11 protein-coding genes and 2 pseudogenes are annotated in these 14,569 nt (G+C 64.3%); 5 read left to right on the top strand and 8 right to left on the bottom strand.

Translation table 11 applies throughout. From position 1 onward, the window contains the following. Positions 1-52: 52 nt before the first annotated feature. From AB6804_RS22525 to AB6804_RS22515, 3 genes are read right to left on the bottom strand one after another with little or no spacing between them, the layout of a single operon-like run. Positions 53-1,954, bottom strand: a complete 1,902-nt coding sequence (locus AB6804_RS22525) for a dipeptide ABC transporter ATP-binding protein (RefSeq protein ID WP_370888350.1) — start codon at positions 1,952-1,954, stop codon at positions 53-55. Next, entirely contained in the window at positions 1,951-2,919 is a 969-nt protein-coding gene (locus AB6804_RS22520; RefSeq protein ID WP_370888349.1) for an isoaspartyl peptidase/L-asparaginase family protein, read from the bottom strand. The genes AB6804_RS22525 and AB6804_RS22520 overlap by 4 nt, the downstream gene beginning before the upstream one ends. Beyond that, the gene (locus tag AB6804_RS22515; protein ID WP_370888348.1) at positions 2,916-3,845 is read right to left on the bottom strand and encodes a MurR/RpiR family transcriptional regulator; all 930 of its coding nucleotides are present in this window, start codon (positions 3,843-3,845) and stop codon (positions 2,916-2,918) included. The genes AB6804_RS22520 and AB6804_RS22515 overlap by 4 nt, the downstream gene beginning before the upstream one ends. Before the next feature lie 177 nt (positions 3,846-4,022). Between AB6804_RS22515 and AB6804_RS22510 the strand changes: the two genes are divergently transcribed. Beyond that, a complete protein-coding gene (locus AB6804_RS22510) occupies positions 4,023-5,288 on the top strand; it encodes a mechanosensitive ion channel family protein (RefSeq protein WP_370888347.1) in 1,266 nt (421 codons plus the stop codon). A gap of 136 nt (positions 5,289-5,424) precedes the next feature. Further along, positions 5,425-6,390: a LysR substrate-binding domain-containing protein gene (locus AB6804_RS22505; protein WP_370888378.1), complete on the top strand. Its 966-nt coding sequence runs from the start codon at positions 5,425-5,427 to the stop codon at positions 6,388-6,390. Between the two features lie 6 nt (positions 6,391-6,396). On the opposite strand, the gene AB6804_RS22500 is transcribed toward AB6804_RS22505, so the two are convergent. Further along, positions 6,397-6,693, bottom strand: a complete 297-nt coding sequence (locus tag AB6804_RS22500) for a YciI-like protein (RefSeq protein ID WP_370888346.1) — start codon at positions 6,691-6,693, stop codon at positions 6,397-6,399. Between the two features lie 583 nt (positions 6,694-7,276). On the opposite strand from AB6804_RS22500, the gene AB6804_RS22495 reads away from it, so the two are divergent. Continuing rightward, positions 7,277-9,124: an OmpA family protein gene (locus AB6804_RS22495; protein WP_370888345.1), complete on the top strand. Its 1,848-nt coding sequence runs from the start codon at positions 7,277-7,279 to the stop codon at positions 9,122-9,124. Between the two features lie 82 nt (positions 9,125-9,206). Here AB6804_RS22495 and AB6804_RS22490 read toward each other — a convergent pair whose 3' ends face one another. Further along, positions 9,207-9,695 carry a hypothetical protein gene (locus AB6804_RS22490; protein ID WP_035968960.1) on the bottom strand — a complete coding sequence of 163 codons (489 nt, stop codon included), beginning with the start codon at positions 9,693-9,695 and terminating at the stop codon, positions 9,207-9,209. A gap of 223 nt (positions 9,696-9,918) precedes the next feature. Between AB6804_RS22490 and AB6804_RS22485 the strand changes: the two genes are divergently transcribed. Continuing rightward, a complete protein-coding gene (locus tag AB6804_RS22485; RefSeq protein WP_370888344.1) occupies positions 9,919-10,173 on the top strand; it encodes a GlsB/YeaQ/YmgE family stress response membrane protein in 255 nt (84 codons plus the stop codon). Between the two features lie 27 nt (positions 10,174-10,200). Here AB6804_RS22485 and AB6804_RS22480 read toward each other — a convergent pair. Together AB6804_RS22480 and AB6804_RS22475 are read right to left on the bottom strand one after the other, a co-directional pair. Beyond that, positions 10,201-10,728 (bottom strand): annotated as a pseudogene (locus AB6804_RS22480) (amidohydrolase family protein); the annotation flags it as partial. Further along, positions 10,728-10,886 (bottom strand): annotated as a pseudogene (locus AB6804_RS22475) (hypothetical protein); the annotation flags it as partial. The pseudogenes AB6804_RS22480 and AB6804_RS22475, both read right to left, overlap by 1 nt. A 208-nt stretch (positions 10,887-11,094) precedes the next feature. On the opposite strand from AB6804_RS22475, the gene AB6804_RS22470 reads away from it, so the two are divergent. Continuing rightward, positions 11,095-11,304: a hypothetical protein gene (locus AB6804_RS22470; RefSeq protein WP_035968952.1), complete on the top strand. Its 210-nt coding sequence runs from the start codon at positions 11,095-11,097 to the stop codon at positions 11,302-11,304. Positions 11,305-11,337: 33 nt separating this feature from the next. Here the strand turns inward: AB6804_RS22470 and AB6804_RS22465 are convergent, their stop codons facing one another. Further along, positions 11,338-14,307: a putative bifunctional diguanylate cyclase/phosphodiesterase gene (locus tag AB6804_RS22465; RefSeq protein ID WP_370888343.1), complete on the bottom strand. Its 2,970-nt coding sequence runs from the start codon at positions 14,305-14,307 to the stop codon at positions 11,338-11,340. Positions 14,308-14,569 lie beyond the last annotated feature (262 nt).

Raw genomic sequence — 14,569 nt, 5'->3', positions numbered from 1 at the left:
CGTGAACTCCTTTGCTTGACGTTATGGTTCGCTACGATGTGCTTCCGGAAACCTAATACGCGCCGCCGACATGATGCTCGGCGACATAGTGATCCGGCCCGACCGCGACGAGCTTCGCGACCGTCGGCTCATCGCCGAGCTTGCGTATCGGGCTTGGAATTTCATCAGCGGCCAGCATGCGCTGCGCATGACGGCGCGCGGGATCCGCAACAGGCACCGCGCTGATCAGCTTTCTCGTGTACGGATGACGCGGCGCCTCGAACACGGCGGCACGCGGCCCGATCTCCACGATCTGCCCGAGATACATCACCGCGACCCGATGGCTGACGCGCTCCACCACCGCCATGTCATGCGAGATGAACAGATACGCGATGCCCAGTTCGCGCTGCAAATCGAGCATCAGATTGACGATCTGCGCGCGCACGGAGACATCGAGTGCGGAGACGGACTCATCCGCGATGACGACCTTCGGGTTCAGTGCGAGCGCACGGGCGATCGCGATGCGCTGACGCTGCCCGCCCGAGAATTCATGCGGATAACGTTGCGCGGCTTCCGGCGGCAAGCCGACTTTCTCGAGCAGCCAGTCGACTCGCGCCTGCGCTTCTTTCCCGCTCGCCACGCCGTGCACGAGCAGCGGCTCCATCACAGAAAAGCCGACGGTCAGACGCGGATTGAGCGACGCGAACGGGTCCTGAAAAATGAACTGGATATTGCGGCGCAAAGCCTGCAATTCATGGCCTTGCAATGCGCTGATGTCGCGTCCGTCGAACTCGATCGAACCGCTCTGGCTCTCGACGAGCCTCAGGAGCGAACGCCCCGTCGTGGATTTCCCACAGCCCGATTCGCCGACGAGCGCGAGCGTTTCGCCCTGCCGCAGATCGAAGCTGACGCGCTCGACCGCATGCACTGCTGCGGTCGTGCGCCCGAAAAGCCCGGTTTTCACGGGAAAGCGCGTGACCAGATCGTGCACGCGCAAAATCGGCGGACTGGTTTCATCGACGGCGGGCTGCACCTGATGCTCCACTGCCGCCGACGGCCGCAGCGCGCTGGCATCGTCGGGAGCGGCGTCGGCCGGCTCGACCTCGACAATCGGAAACTTCGCCGGACGATGCGTGCCGTGCATCGCGCCGAGCGTCGGCACGGCGGCAAGCAGCGCCTTCGTGTATGAATGCTTCGGGTTCCGAAATATTTCCTCCGATGCCGCTTCCTCCACCTTCTCTCCGCGATACATTACCAGCACGCGATCCGCGACTTCCGCGACGACGCCCATATCGTGCGTGATGAAGATCACGGCCATGTTCATCTCGTCCTGCAGGCCACGCACGAGTTGCAGAATCTGCGCCTGGATCGTCACGTCGAGCGCGGTCGTGGGTTCGTCGGCGATCAGGAGCGCGGGCTTGCACGAAAGCGCCATCGCTATCATCACGCGCTGGCGCATGCCGCCCGAAAGCTGATGCGGATAGCGTGCGAACACGTTGCGCGCTTCCGGAATCCGCACGAGGTCGAGCAGGCGCAAGACTTCCTGGCGCGCTTCCGAGCGGCTCTTGCCCTGATGCAATGAGATCGCTTCGGCGATCTGATCGCCGACGGTGAAGACCGGATTGAGCGATGTCATCGGCTCCTGAAAGATCATCGCGATGTCCGCGCCGCGCACGGTGCGCATCGTCGCCGACGAGGCGCGCGCCAGATCGAGCACGTTGCCGTTGCGCCGGCGAAACGCGATGCTGCCCGCCGCGATCGCGCCGCCGCCGTGCTCCACGAGCCGCATCAGCGCAAGCGACGTCACCGACTTGCCCGAGCCGGATTCGCCGACGATCGCAAGCGTTTCGCCGCGATCCACCGTGAATGAAACGCCGCGCACGGCTTCGATGATCCGCGAGCGCGAGCGGAACGTGACCGACAGATCGCGCACGTCGATTACGCGTGAATCAGGCAGAGTGAGCGTCGTCGTCATGGGCGGTAAATCGCCGTGACGGGCGTTGCGTTCGCATGCGCATAACCGCGATACATCCCCTCGGTATTGAACGGCAGCGTGACGTTGCCCTTTGCATCGACGGCGATGAGCCCGCCGCGTCCGTCGATGCGCGGCAGCTTGTTCATCACGACATCGCGTGCGGCTTCTTCCAGCGTCACGCCGCGATACGCCATTTGCGCGGACACGTCATACGCCGCGAGCATGCGGATGAACATCTCGCCGGTTCCGGTCGTCGAGACCGCGCAGGTCGCATCGTTCGCATAGCAGCCCGCGCCGATCAAGGGCGCATCGCCGACCCGGCCGGCCTGCTTGTTCGTGACGCCGCCCGTCGATGTGGCGGCGGCGAGATGGCCGTTCGCATCGAGCGCCACCGCGCCGACCGTGCCGAACTTCTTCGTGGGATCGAGCGGATCGTCTTCGTCCGTGGCCTGCGAGGCCGCATCGTGATCGAGCAAGGTGCGCGATGTGCCGCGCGCCTTCAGCCACTGCTGATAGCGCGCATCGGTATGGAAATACAGCGGCTCGACGAACTCGAGCCCTTGCTCGAGCGCGAACGCCTCCGCACCGGCCGCGGTGAACATCACGTGCTCGCTCACCTCGAGCACGCGGCGCGCGGCAAGGACCGGGTTCTTCAGGTGCGTGACACAACTGATCGCCCCGGCTTCGAGCGTCGCGCCGTCCATGATCGACGCGTCGAGTTCATGCGTGCCCGCTGCCGTGAACACGGCGCCGTGGCCCGCATTGAAGAGCGGGCAGTCTTCGAGCAGGCGCACGGCTTCGGTGACGGCGTCGAGAGCGCGGCCGCCGCCGGCGAGGATGCGTTCGCCCGCGCGCAGCACGCCGGCGAGCGCAGCGTGATAGCGCGCTTCGGCGTCGGCGTTCATGGCCGAGCGAAGGATCGTGCCCGCGCCGCCGTGTATCGCGATGACTGGAATGGCGCTCATGGTTCGCGCGGCTCCGTTCGAGTTATTTGTTCGATGGATGCAGCCGCGAGCCACGGCAGCACGAATTCCGCGAGTCCCGACGCCGCTTCCACGGATCGTTTCGCGCGATGCGCGACCGCGTCGCACAGCGCTTCGATGACCGCCAGCACGGCCGTGTCGCAATTCGCGGCGAGCCGGCGTTCAGCGCGGATCGCGAGCACGAGATCCGCGACGCGTGCGAGCGGCGACGCGCCGCTATCGGTCAGTGCGACGACGCGCACGCCATGTTCGCGAGCCTGCCGCGCGAGCGTGATGGTGTCGTCCACATAGCGGGGAAATGCGATTGCGACGAGCACGTCTTCGCGCGACGCCGTGTACAACCGGCGCGCCGCGTGCGATGGCCCGCCGGCGAGCGCCAGCGACTGCACGTTCGCGCAATACGGCGTCAGCCCGTGCTCCAGCAGCCCGGCGAGAAACGCGCTCGCGCCATAGCCGAGCACGAACACGCGATTCGCGCGGAGCACGGCGTCGACGAGCGCATCGGCCTTCGCCGCATCGACCGATGCTTGCGCCAGCCGCACATTCGACGCCGCCTGCGCGAGCGACGCCTCGAACACTTCGGCCCCGCTCGCCGGTGTTTCGAGCGACGAGCGCAAACGTTCGACCGGTGCGATCGTCGCTTCGAAGCCGCGTACGAGCGCATCGCGAAACGCCGGATAGCCCGAGAAGCCGAGCGCCCGCGCGAAGCGGTTCGCGGTCGCGATGGACGCACCGACGGCATCGGCGAATTCGTCGATGCGCATGGTCGCCGAGCGAAATAGGTTCGCCAGCACGAACGCGCCCATGCGCCGATGAACCGGTGTGAGCGTCGGCATCGCGGCAGCGATGCGCGTCGCGATCGGTTCGTCGGCGCTGATCGGCGGTAAAACCGGAAAACGGCGGGACATGAGGCGGCGGCACGCTCGTCGGGTAGTCGCGATGAAAGCATGTTTACCCAAAACGGCCGCCGAAAAAAATTCATTTTCATCGAACTCGGGTTTTCGATGACGTCACGCGATGCGTCAAACGCACATGCACGTTCATGCACAATACGGGACGTATCGCTTACGAGCCGACATCGACGCATGAACTTCGACTTCCTTCCGGACAGCCTCTCGCAGCACCTTCCGACGCAACCCTGGGCGCAGCTCATCGTGGGATTGTTCGCGCTCTTCGTCATCGCGGAGTTCGTGCAATGGGTCATCGCGCGTCTGCTGCTGCGCATCGCGCATCGGCTGCTGGTGCTCGCGGGACACGCGGCGTGGGATCGCGCGTTCATCCGGCATCGCGCGTATCAGCGGCTGTGGTATGCGGCGCCGTTCGCGGTCGTCGCGCTGGGCATCGGCGAAGTGCCGCATATCGGGCGATGGGCCGCGCCGGTCGAGCGCGTCGCGCACGGCTGCGCGTGGGTCTGCGTGTTCCTCGCGGCGGGCAGCGCGCTGTCCGCGTGGCAGGACGTCTATGCCGCGAGCAAGGAGGCGCAGACGCGCTCGATCAAAGGCTATATCCAGATCGGCAAGCTCGCGCTGGCACTAGTGTGCGGTGTGCTCGTACTGTCGATTCTGATCGACCGCTCGCCGCTCTGGATGCTCTCCGGCCTGGGCGCGCTTTCCGCCGTGCTGCTGCTCGTGTTCAAGGACACGCTGCTGTCGCTCGTCGCAAGCACGCAGCTCACGTCGAACGACATGCTGCGCATCGGCGACTGGATCGAGATGCCGCAAGCCCTCGCGGACGGCGCGGTAAAGGACATCGCGCTGCATACGGTCAAGGTGCAGAACTGGGACAACACGATCACCACCGTGCCGACCTACAAGCTCTTTTCGGAGAGCTATCGCAACTATCGGCACATGTTCGAATCGGGCGGAAGGCGCATCAAACGAACGATGCGCATCGACGCGCAATGCGTGCGCTTTCTCACCGATGAGGAAACCGAGCGCATGCTGCGCTTTCGCCTGCTGCACGATTATCTGCAACAGAAGCAGACGGAAGTCGAGCAGGCGAACCGCAATCTCGGGGAACTGGCTGAGGAGCCTGCGAATCGCCGGCGGCTGACGAACATCGGCACGTTTCGCGCGTATGGAGTTGCGTATCTGCAGCATCATCCGGAGATACGGCAGGACATGGCGATCATGGTCCGCATGATGGAGCCGGAATCGGCAGGCATTCCGATCGAGGTCTACTGCTTCACCGCAACGACCGCGTGGTCGCAATACGAGCGCATTCAGGGGGATGTCTTCGACCATCTGCTCTCGATTCTTCCCGAGATGGGGCTGCGGCTGTATCAGGCGCCGTCGGGAACGGACTTCTCCGGCGTGGCGGGACGGCTGCGCGGCGAGATGCCGACTCTTTGACTTTCGCCCCGGAAGAATCAGGCAAGAATTGTCGATTTTTGTGTATTCACGCGCGCTGTCACGGTCCTTACGATGATGTCATCGCCGGTGCGTCCTAGCGCATCGCCATTCATCGGGAACAAGGAAACTCACTGTGATCGATCGCGTTCATGCCATGCGTGTCTTTACGCGTGTCGTCGATACGAACAGCTTCACGCGCGCCGCCGAGTCGCTCGGCATGCCGCGCGCGAGCGTTTCGACGACCGTGCAACAACTCGAAGCGCTGGTCGGCGTGCAACTGCTCGCACGCACGACCCGGCGCCTGAACCTCACCGTCGACGGCGCCGCCTACTACGAGCGCTGCGCCCGGATTCTCGCTGACATCGACGAGCTCGATTCCGGCTTTGCCGCAGGCGAAGAGCGGCTGCGCGGACGCCTGCGCGTCGAGATGCCGGATACGGTCGCGACGTCGATCGTCGTGCCCGCGCTGCCCGAGTTCCATGCGCGCTATCCGCAGATCGAGCTGTCGATCGGCATCGGAATGCGTAACGTGGATCTGGTCGGCGAAGGCGTCGACTGCAGCGTGCAGTTGGGCGAGTTGCCGGATTCAGGGCTGGTCGCGCGCCGGCTCGGATTGCTGGAACAGGTGACGTGCGCGAGCCCCGCCTATCTGGAAAAGCACGGCACGCCCGCGAGTCTCGACGAGCTCGCCCAGCATGTCGCGGTGAACTGCATGCCGGAAAAGAGCGGCCGCCCCGCCGATTTCGAATTCGACGTGAACGGCAAACCGCACTCGATGAGCATGCGCGGCTTCGTGCAGGTCGCCGACGAGCACGCGTATCTGGCGTGCGGCCTGCAAGGGCTCGGGCTGATCCAGCCGCTGCGGATCGCAGCGCAGCCCTATCTGCGTTCCGGACAACTGAGGGAAGTGCTGCCGCAATGGAAGTCGCCGCCGCTGAAGATATCGGTTGCGTTTCTGAAGAGCCGCCAGGCGACGCCGCGCGTATCGGCTTTCGTCGATTGGCTCGCGGCGCTTTTCGAGCGGTCGCAGCAAGTGGACGATACGCTCACGAGCCTGTATCGCGCGGCGCGGCGGCGTTCCGACGAACCCGCCGAGGCCTGATCGAACCTAGCGCACGGGGGTGGCCGCCTCTTCGCCGACCACCGTGTTCCACTTGCGCACTTCCCAGCGTTCGACGAGCTTGTTGATAACGTAGGGATCGCTTTGTGCGAACGCCTCGGCGGCCGCCGGCGATTCGCCCTCGAAGAGCAGCATTGCGCGGTCAGCGGGGCTGTCGAGCGCACCGGCCAGCACGATATCGCCGCGCTCGACCGCCTGCCACGCCAGTTTCAGATGTTCATCGCGAAATTGCGCCCGGCGCTCCAGGTAGTCGGGCGCCAGTTCATAGATCAATAAATAGTGCATTTTCTTCGTCTCCTGGTTGGTTCACCGTTTCATCGGCCGATTGGCTATCCGAAGGTTTTTTGCCGCCTTTTTCCGCAAGTCTAAGAGTTCTTCAGAACCGTCCGATCGTCAATCGTGACGAGATCGCACATCATGCGCTGGTACTCCAAATCGGACCCTTCCATGTACCGCAATCAACCTCCCTGCAATTCGTGCACGAAGCACGATTGCCGCACGTGCGCCTGGACTTCGCCGCTCGACGCATCGTATCGAAGGTTCGTTCCGCCGGGCCCGGTGTTGTCCGTGCGCCGTGCGCGACCGGGCGGCAGCGCGGAAAGCCCGGCAGACCAGTCGTGGCTTGCCGCGGCCGCCCGGCGCCTCGCCCGGCTCCTCTCAAGCTCTTCATCACGCCCGCTTTGAGCGCGCACCGAAAGTGCACCCAGCACGCGCTGTCAAGCGCGGAGCCCCGTCATGCCGGACCGAGTGGCGCGCGTCTGGCACTTGTGTAAAGAAATATGCACGCGTCTTTTCAGGATACCTGCACGGATAGAATGCACGCGTCATTACGCCCGCGTTCGGCGTCATAGTAAAAGGATAGCAGTCGATGAGTATCAATCTGGTTCAGGCGGTCAATACCGCGATCTCAAGCGAGATCGCCGAACAGCTTTCGCACAAGTTCGGGATTCCTGCGCAGATCGTGCAGCAAGTCGCCGCACGCACCGCTCCGGGTCTGGTCGCGTCGATCATGGACCGCTCGGCGGTCGGCGACGGTGCACGTGCGGTGCATGCCGCGATCATGTCGCCGGAGGCGAATGCATTCGTCGTCGAACAGTTGCGCAATGCAATCACCACGACGACCGGCCTCAAGCACCTGGAAGCATCCGGCCATTTGCTCGCGTCGCGCGCGTCGGGCCAGCGCATCGACGCACTGACCGATGCCGTATCGGCGGAAACCGGCGTGCCCGTTCAGGCGACCTCGGCGCTCGCCGGCATGCTCTCCGCGGTGTTGTTCGGCATTCTTAAGCATCATTTCCTGCTGTCGCAGGCGAGCGTCTCGAACCTGCCGGGCTTGCTGCGCGACCAGATCGGCGAGATGCGCGCGTCGCTGTCGCATGGCGTCGCGGGTGCGCTCGGTCTCGGCAACGTCGACGGCTTCGTGAGCAGCATCGGAGCGCGGCTCGACGCCGCCGGCGCGACGCTGGAAGGTCCCGAGGAAGCTGCGGCGATGCCCGCTGCTCCGACCGGGGCTGCCGGCGGCTATGCGCCCCTGAGCGCACCGAAGCCGCTTCCGGCGGTGCCGCCGCCCCCGGTCCCTCCGGCGCCTGCGCCGATGACGGCCTCCGCTCCCGTGCGCGGCCGTGCGCAAGCGCGTCCGGAGAAGAGTTCGAAGAATTGGGTCTGGCTGCTGTTCGCGGTGCTTGCCGGCATTCTTGCGCTCGTCTACTACCGCGGCTTCACGCAGAAGCAAAGCGTCGACCTGAATGAAAGCGCCGGCACGCCTGTCGCGACGGTCACCCAGCCCGCACCGGAAGCGCCCGCTCAAGTCGCGGCCTCCGATGACCGCGCGTCGGCGCCGATCGCGGCCTCGGCCTCGGCTCCAGCTTCGACCGCAGCATCCACCGCCGCTCCGGTTGCGGCTTCGAGCGCGTCGGCATCGACCGCAGACTGGAAGGACGCTCAACTGGCGTTCAGCGTCAGCAACGCGGGCGTGCCTTCGGTGCAGGCAACGGTCGGCACGGAAGCGGAGAAACAGCAATTGATCGACACGCTCAATCGCCGTTTCTCCAACGGCTATAGCGCGAACATCTCCGTGGTTCCCACGACGCGCCCGGCCACGTGGCTTTCGCGTCTGAAGGCGCTCGCGCCGCTGATGGAAGTGCCGGGCGCCGAGGCAAAGCTGATCGGCTCGAAGGTCGAGTTGAGCGGCGCCGCCGCCGACTCCAAGCTCGGCTGGACCGATCGCCTGAACAAGACGCTGGGCGGCATGTTCCAGGTCAGTTCGTTCGATGTGGACAGCGCCGTCGCAACCGCGACGCAGTCGTTTCGCGGCGCGATGAAGTCCCTTCTCGCCACCGACGACGCCTGCTCCGGCGACAAGCTCGCCAAGGTGCTGGATCTGCAGGTCGTCAACTTTGCGCGATCCAGTGCCGCCCTGCCCGACGGCGCAGTCGCGACGCTCGGCGAAACCGCGCAACTGTTGAAGAGCTGCGCAGCGAAAGGCTCGATGGTGAAGCTCGAAGTGGCGGGTTATTCGGATGGCGTCGGCAGCGCGCCGGCCAAGATGGAAATGTCGAAGGAACGCGCCGCAGCCGTTCAGGCGTTTCTCGTGAAGAACGGCGTGCCGCCTCAGTCGCTCACGGCAATGGGCTATGGCGACGCCAATCCTGTCGCCGACAACGAAACGGCCAGCGGACGCTTCGCGAATCGTCGAATCGAGTTCGTCGTGAAGTAAAGAGAGTAATTCGTTCGTCAGACAGAAATGCCGTCGCGCTCACGCGCGACGGCATTTTTTTTCATAGCGGCCGGAGAAAAATTCAGTTCGGCTTCTCGAAGCCGTTTTCGGCCCATCGTTCGGCGCTGGCCTTCGTGAGCTTGAACGCCGGCGACACGCGCACGTGCGCCAGTTGCGCGCCCAATGAATCGAACGCTTTGAGATTCGCGTAAGGATCGTCTTCGTCGGGAACGATCTCGAGCGCCACGGTGATGTCCTCGCCGCCAACGTCGATGGTCACGTTCTTGTGCAGCATCGCGTGCCGCTGCTGCTCGTGGCGTCGCAGCACTTCCGACGCCGTCTTAACCAGCGTACGAAATGCCGCGGAATCGAGCGGCTTGGGGTTCTTCTTGTCGCGACCCATCGTCCAGGGACCGACGAGTGCGGGTTCCGCTTCGCCTGCCTGGATCATCTCGACGGCCCAGCCGTCGTCGTCCTCGTTCTTGATTACGCGAGCGGTCCAGCCGTCGTCGCGCCACAGGCGGTCTTCGTGGATGGCGTCGTCGGTGGAGGGAAATTCTGAGTCGGTCATAGCGTTGCAGTGCCGTTTTGCGGTGTGAAGCAATGCAACGCATTCTACCTTGCTGAACACCTTGGCATTCGGCGTGCTAGGAGTCTTGGCCGAATGGCCTATCCCGCGCAGGGGCGGGCGGGTTTCATATCTAAAGCCCGCTGCCCGTGCTAATTTGAAGCTACCGGGGACAGCCCGGCAGTACTTCGCCAATAAGCAGCAAACTTAGTCAAGGAGCAACTGCATGCTTGCCTTCATCGGTACTTTGATCGTCGGACTCGTCGTCGGTCTCATCGCGCGCGCTATCAAGCCGGGCGACGACAGCATGGGCTGGATCATGACCATCGTGCTCGGCATTGCTGGCTCGCTGATCGCGGGTTACGTCGGCCGGGCGCTCGGCTGGTATCAGCCGGGTCAGCCAGCGGGATGGATCGCTTCCGTGATCGGCGCGATCATCCTGCTCGTCATCTATGGAATGATCCGCGCACGCCGCACGTAACACAGCGCTGGACGGCGAGGCGTCGTGTCATCGCTCCGATGACGGCAACGCGACGTCCTCGCCGTTTCGCACGATCCGGTTGGGCAGCACACCGCCCAGCCAATAGGTGAGTTCCGCCGGGCGATTGATTCGCCATGCGACGAAATCCGCCGCCTTTCCCGCCTCCAGTGTTCCGTGCGTCTCGCGCAAGCCGAGCGCGCTCGCCGCGTGAACCGTGACGCCCGCCAGCGCTTCTTCCGGCGTCAGGCGAAACAACGTGCAGCCCATATTGAGCATCATGCGCAGCGATAGCGCCGGCGAAGTGCCCGGATTCAGATCGCTTGCGAGCGCCATCGCGACACCGTGGCGGCGCAACATCCCGACAGGCGGCATCTGCGTTTCGCGCAGCATGTAGAACGCGCCGGGCAGCAGCACGGCGACGGTGCCGGCCTGCGCCATCGCCATTGCGTCGTCTTCGGTCATGTACTCGAGATGATCCGCCGACAGCGCGTGATACCGCGCCGCCAGTGCAGAGCCATGCAACGACGACAACTGCTCGGCGTGCAGCTTGACCGGCCGTAGACCACGAGTTCGTTCGGATTTTCAGCGACGTCGGGATTGAGGTCGTTCATCAGCATGCGCAGCGGGGCTTCGGTAAGCCAGCTTTTTGCGTTCAGACGGGTGCCGCGCGGCGCGTGAATCTCGGTATCGCGGAAACGGGAAGACGACGCCATGGGTACTCCTGCGCATTGGTTCTGGGAATGCGCCCATGTTCTTGTATATACAACCTGCGTGGTATTGGGGAAAATCCGCTCCTTGCCGCGTGAAACTTAAAGCTTCGCTAGCACCGCTTGTCTAGACATGACTTATGACAATGAGTTTTTTGTCCGCAATTTTGGCCGGTGTATGTTTCCCGCAGACCTTTACCGATGTTGACGAAACATGAGCACACTCGAAGCCCTCCACGCGATCGTCACCGACGACGATGCACCGCAGATCATCCGCGATCACGTCGTCGATGCACTGCAGTTCGCGCTGCGCAACCATCCCGATTACTTCACGCGCAAGGAGATTCAATGGCTCGCGCAATGGGACGACACGCGCATTCCCATTGCAGCTGGAAAGATACTGAACGGAATGAACGCCGCCTGAGCCGCGTTGCAATGTGACAAGACTACAGCGCGCTCAGCGGGCAGTCACGGCGCGGGCGCGCCGCTCGAAGTCCACGGCGATGGCCTGCCCCGGTTCCGACAGGCATTGGACGAAGCCGACCACATCCGGATCGCTGATAAAGCTCGACGCCGAGTGCGCCGCGAGAATCGCCGAGCTGTCCTGCGGGCGCGCGATCAGGAAGCCCTGCACGTAGTCGACACCGATTTCCTGCAGCGCGCGCAGCGTGTCGAGGTCCTCGACCCATTCCGCCACGCTCTGTATGCCGAGGTTGCGGGCAAGCGCGACGATCGCCTCGACGATCGCCACATCCGCCGGATGCGCGCACATCGAGCGCACGAATTCGCCGTCGATCTTCAGCGCATCGGCGGAAAGCGACTTCAGATACTTGAACGACGTATAGCCCGCGCCGAAGTCGTCGAGCGCGATCTTGCCGCCCATCTCATGGACGCGCGCGATGAAACGCTGCGTGTTCTCGAGATCGTGCAGCGCGACGCTCTCGGTGATTTCGAGGCAAAGATACGGCACGACGGACCGATGCCGCGCGAACAGCGCGAAGATGTCCTCCATGAACTGCTCGTCGTTGAGTGAGCCGCCCGACAGGTTCACGCAGATGAATTGCGTATTGCGCAACTGATGGCGATGCGTTTCGATCCATTCGAGCAGCGTCGATATCACCCAGCGGTCGATCGCCGCTATGTTGCCCGATTCCTCCGCCGCGACGATCACCTTGCCCGCCGGCAGCGTCGTGCCGTCCGGCGCGCGCATGCGCAGCAGCACTTCGAAATTGAGCGATTCGTTCGGCGCCTTGAGCGACATGATCGGCTGCATCACGAGGAAGAGGCCGGCCGGCAGCCGGTTGCCGCCGAGCGTTTCGACGAGCTTCAGTTCTTCGGCGCGCTCCTCGAATGCCGCCGCGCCCTTGCGATACGTGACGAGGCGCGTATGCGCGACCTTCTTCGCCTCGCGGCAAGCGCGATCGGCGTGTGAAAGCGCGTCGGCGACGCGCACGCCCTGCGAGCACTCGACCAGCCCGATCGACGCCTTCACCTGGAACGCGCGATTTCCGACCTGATACGGCGCATCGCTGAGAATGGACAGCAGTTCGCGCGCTTGCGCGATGGCGTCCTCGATCGGCGTGTCGCTCATCACGCAGACGAACTCGTCCCCGCCGATACGCCCGACCGGATAGCTGCGCGCGAAGTGCGCCCGCATGCGCGCCGCGACTTGCCGCAGCACTTCGTCGCCGGCGCGGTGTCCGAACAGGTCGTTGACGAGCTTGAAACGGTCGAGGTCCACATAGGCGAGCGCGTACGGCAACGGCTCCCCGCTTTGCGCGGCGATCGCCTTTTCGACGCCTCGGCGGTTCAGCGAGCCGGTCAGCTGATCATGCTCGGCAAGAAACCGCAGCCGCTCGACCGCCTTCGAACGCTCGGTCGTGTCCTGCAACGAGCCTTCGATCCATCCGTTCCAGCGAATCGCCTTCAGCAGATAACGCCGCTCGCCGGTGCCGCGCTCCACCGATCCGCCCATTTCCAGTTCGCCGTCACTGCCCTTCGCGGCCAGCGCCTGCAACGCGCCCCACGCGCCCGCTTCGAAGTAGTCGTGCCAGTGGCGCGATCGGTAGTCGGACTTCTGCAAATCGAGCATTGCGCGCAGGGCCGGATTGGCGCGCACGAAGTGACCGTTTTCATCGAGCGTGAAGAGGCCGATCGGCGTGACTTCGTAGGTGTTGCGCAACTCCATTTGCGCCTGACGCCGGAAGTCGCGCTCGGCGCGCATCTGCTCGGCAATGGCGAACGCGGCCATCATGCTCGACGACAGTGCGGCCATCACTGTATTGACGCCGCCGAGCAACACCTTGAGCCCAAGCACCGCGCCCAGCAGCTCGGAAAACGTGGCGAACAACACCACGGCCAGCGAGCCGACATACCAGAGCACCGTGCGCGACCGCGCCATCCACACCAGCCGCGCCAGAAAGAACAGCAGCACGCCGATGGCCAGCGCGCCGCTGACCCAGAGCGTCGGAATGAACCACGCATAAGGCAGCGCGAACGCCGCTACGAGCAGTACGACGCCCACGTACTGAATGACGCGCAGCAGCCACCGGTAGCCGACAATTCGCAACTCGCGCCGGAATAGCTGCGCAAAGAGCGCGACGGTCAGAATGTAATACGCGGCGAACGTGATCTGCCGCATCGCCGGCACGAACTCCGCCGGCAGCACGCGGCCGAGCCATTGGGTGTCCCAGCCCATCGCGTTCGCGCACAGGCGCAGATTGCCGACGAGCCATGCCGCGAAGATCACGTAGGTCCACTCGCGGTTGATCATCGCCGTGACGAAGACGAAAACTGCGAGCGTCAGCAAGCCGCCGGCGATCAGGCCGGAGCTTTCCTGGAAGTCGAGCGCCGATCGGCGCAATGCCTGACCGTCCCACGCCAGCACGCTGACCTGCGCCGGACCGGAGTAGGTGCCGCGGCACAGCATGGTTAGCGGCGCGGAGAGGTGTCCGGCCTGGACGAAGAAACCGGCCTTCACCGGATGCATCGCGCCGCTCGCGCCGTCGCGGTCGGCGATGCCGATCGGCTTCAGCGTCGCCGCATCCCAGCACGCAACCGTTTGCGCGTGACGCGACGGTAATTCGATCGCGGTCGACAGATCGCCACCCATGCGAGGCGCAGTGAAAGCGAACCAGACGGGCTTTTCGGAGAGACGGGTGCTGTAGCTGGAAACGGAGGGCGCGTCGCGCAATGCCTGAAGCGCGTCGGCGGGACGCAGCAGGCCGCTGCGATCGACGATCACGCGCAACGGCAGCGGGACGGCGCCGCGCGAGTCGTATTGGCGCGGCAGGAAATAGAGCGTGGCGAGCGTGCCCAGCGCGATCAGCACCGGCACGGCGTACACGGCAACCGCGTACAGGGCGTCGTCGATCCACGAGCCGGACTGCCTGAATCTCGATAAGGAAGCTGGAATCACCGACGCCATACCTGGACAACCCCCGTTCACGCCGCGCATCACGTTGCAGCAGCGCAGGACGGCAGCGATGGGCGAGGTGCCCCGTCATCGCTGCTTTCGGCTTATTTGCTTTTACTATTCGCTTTGTTGCTGCATGCCTGACACGGTTGCGTCATGGACGACCGCAACCGTCGGTGCCTTAGGGCATCCTACCGGTTCCCGCCCAAAAGATAAATCTGGAGATTGCGCTGGGGCGTCCGAAAAGTGCGCAGCCGCACACTTTTCGATTAAG

The organism is Caballeronia sp. RCC_10 (assembly GCF_041360715.1).
GTDB lineage: Bacteria > Pseudomonadota > Gammaproteobacteria > Burkholderiales > Burkholderiaceae > Caballeronia > Caballeronia grimmiae.
The sequence above is the reverse complement of the archived record's forward strand: the minus strand, read 5'-3'. Positions and strand labels throughout refer to the sequence as shown.

What these genes read in the sequence shown, in the direction of transcription:
- AB6804_RS22525 (WP_370888350.1), bottom strand. Translation starts at nt 1,954, where the DNA reads ATGACGACGACGCTCACTCTGCCTGATTCACGCGTAATCGACGTGCGC.
- AB6804_RS22520 (WP_370888349.1), bottom strand. Translation starts at nt 2,919, where the DNA reads ATGAGCGCCATTCCAGTCATCGCGATACACGGCGGCGCGGGCACGATC.
- AB6804_RS22515 (WP_370888348.1), bottom strand. Translation starts at nt 3,845, where the DNA reads ATGTCCCGCCGTTTTCCGGTTTTACCGCCGATCAGCGCCGACGAACCG.
- AB6804_RS22510 (WP_370888347.1), top strand. Translation starts at nt 4,023, where the DNA reads ATGAACTTCGACTTCCTTCCGGACAGCCTCTCGCAGCACCTTCCGACG.
- AB6804_RS22500 (WP_370888346.1), bottom strand. Translation starts at nt 6,693, where the DNA reads ATGCACTATTTATTGATCTATGAACTGGCGCCCGACTACCTGGAGCGC.
- AB6804_RS22495 (WP_370888345.1), top strand. Translation starts at nt 7,277, where the DNA reads ATGAGTATCAATCTGGTTCAGGCGGTCAATACCGCGATCTCAAGCGAG.
- AB6804_RS22490 (WP_035968960.1), bottom strand. Translation starts at nt 9,695, where the DNA reads ATGACCGACTCAGAATTTCCCTCCACCGACGACGCCATCCACGAAGAC.
- AB6804_RS22485 (WP_370888344.1), top strand. Translation starts at nt 9,919, where the DNA reads ATGCTTGCCTTCATCGGTACTTTGATCGTCGGACTCGTCGTCGGTCTC.
- AB6804_RS22470 (WP_035968952.1), top strand. Translation starts at nt 11,095, where the DNA reads ATGAGCACACTCGAAGCCCTCCACGCGATCGTCACCGACGACGATGCA.
- AB6804_RS22465 (WP_370888343.1), bottom strand. Translation starts at nt 14,307, where the DNA reads ATGGCGTCGGTGATTCCAGCTTCCTTATCGAGATTCAGGCAGTCCGGC.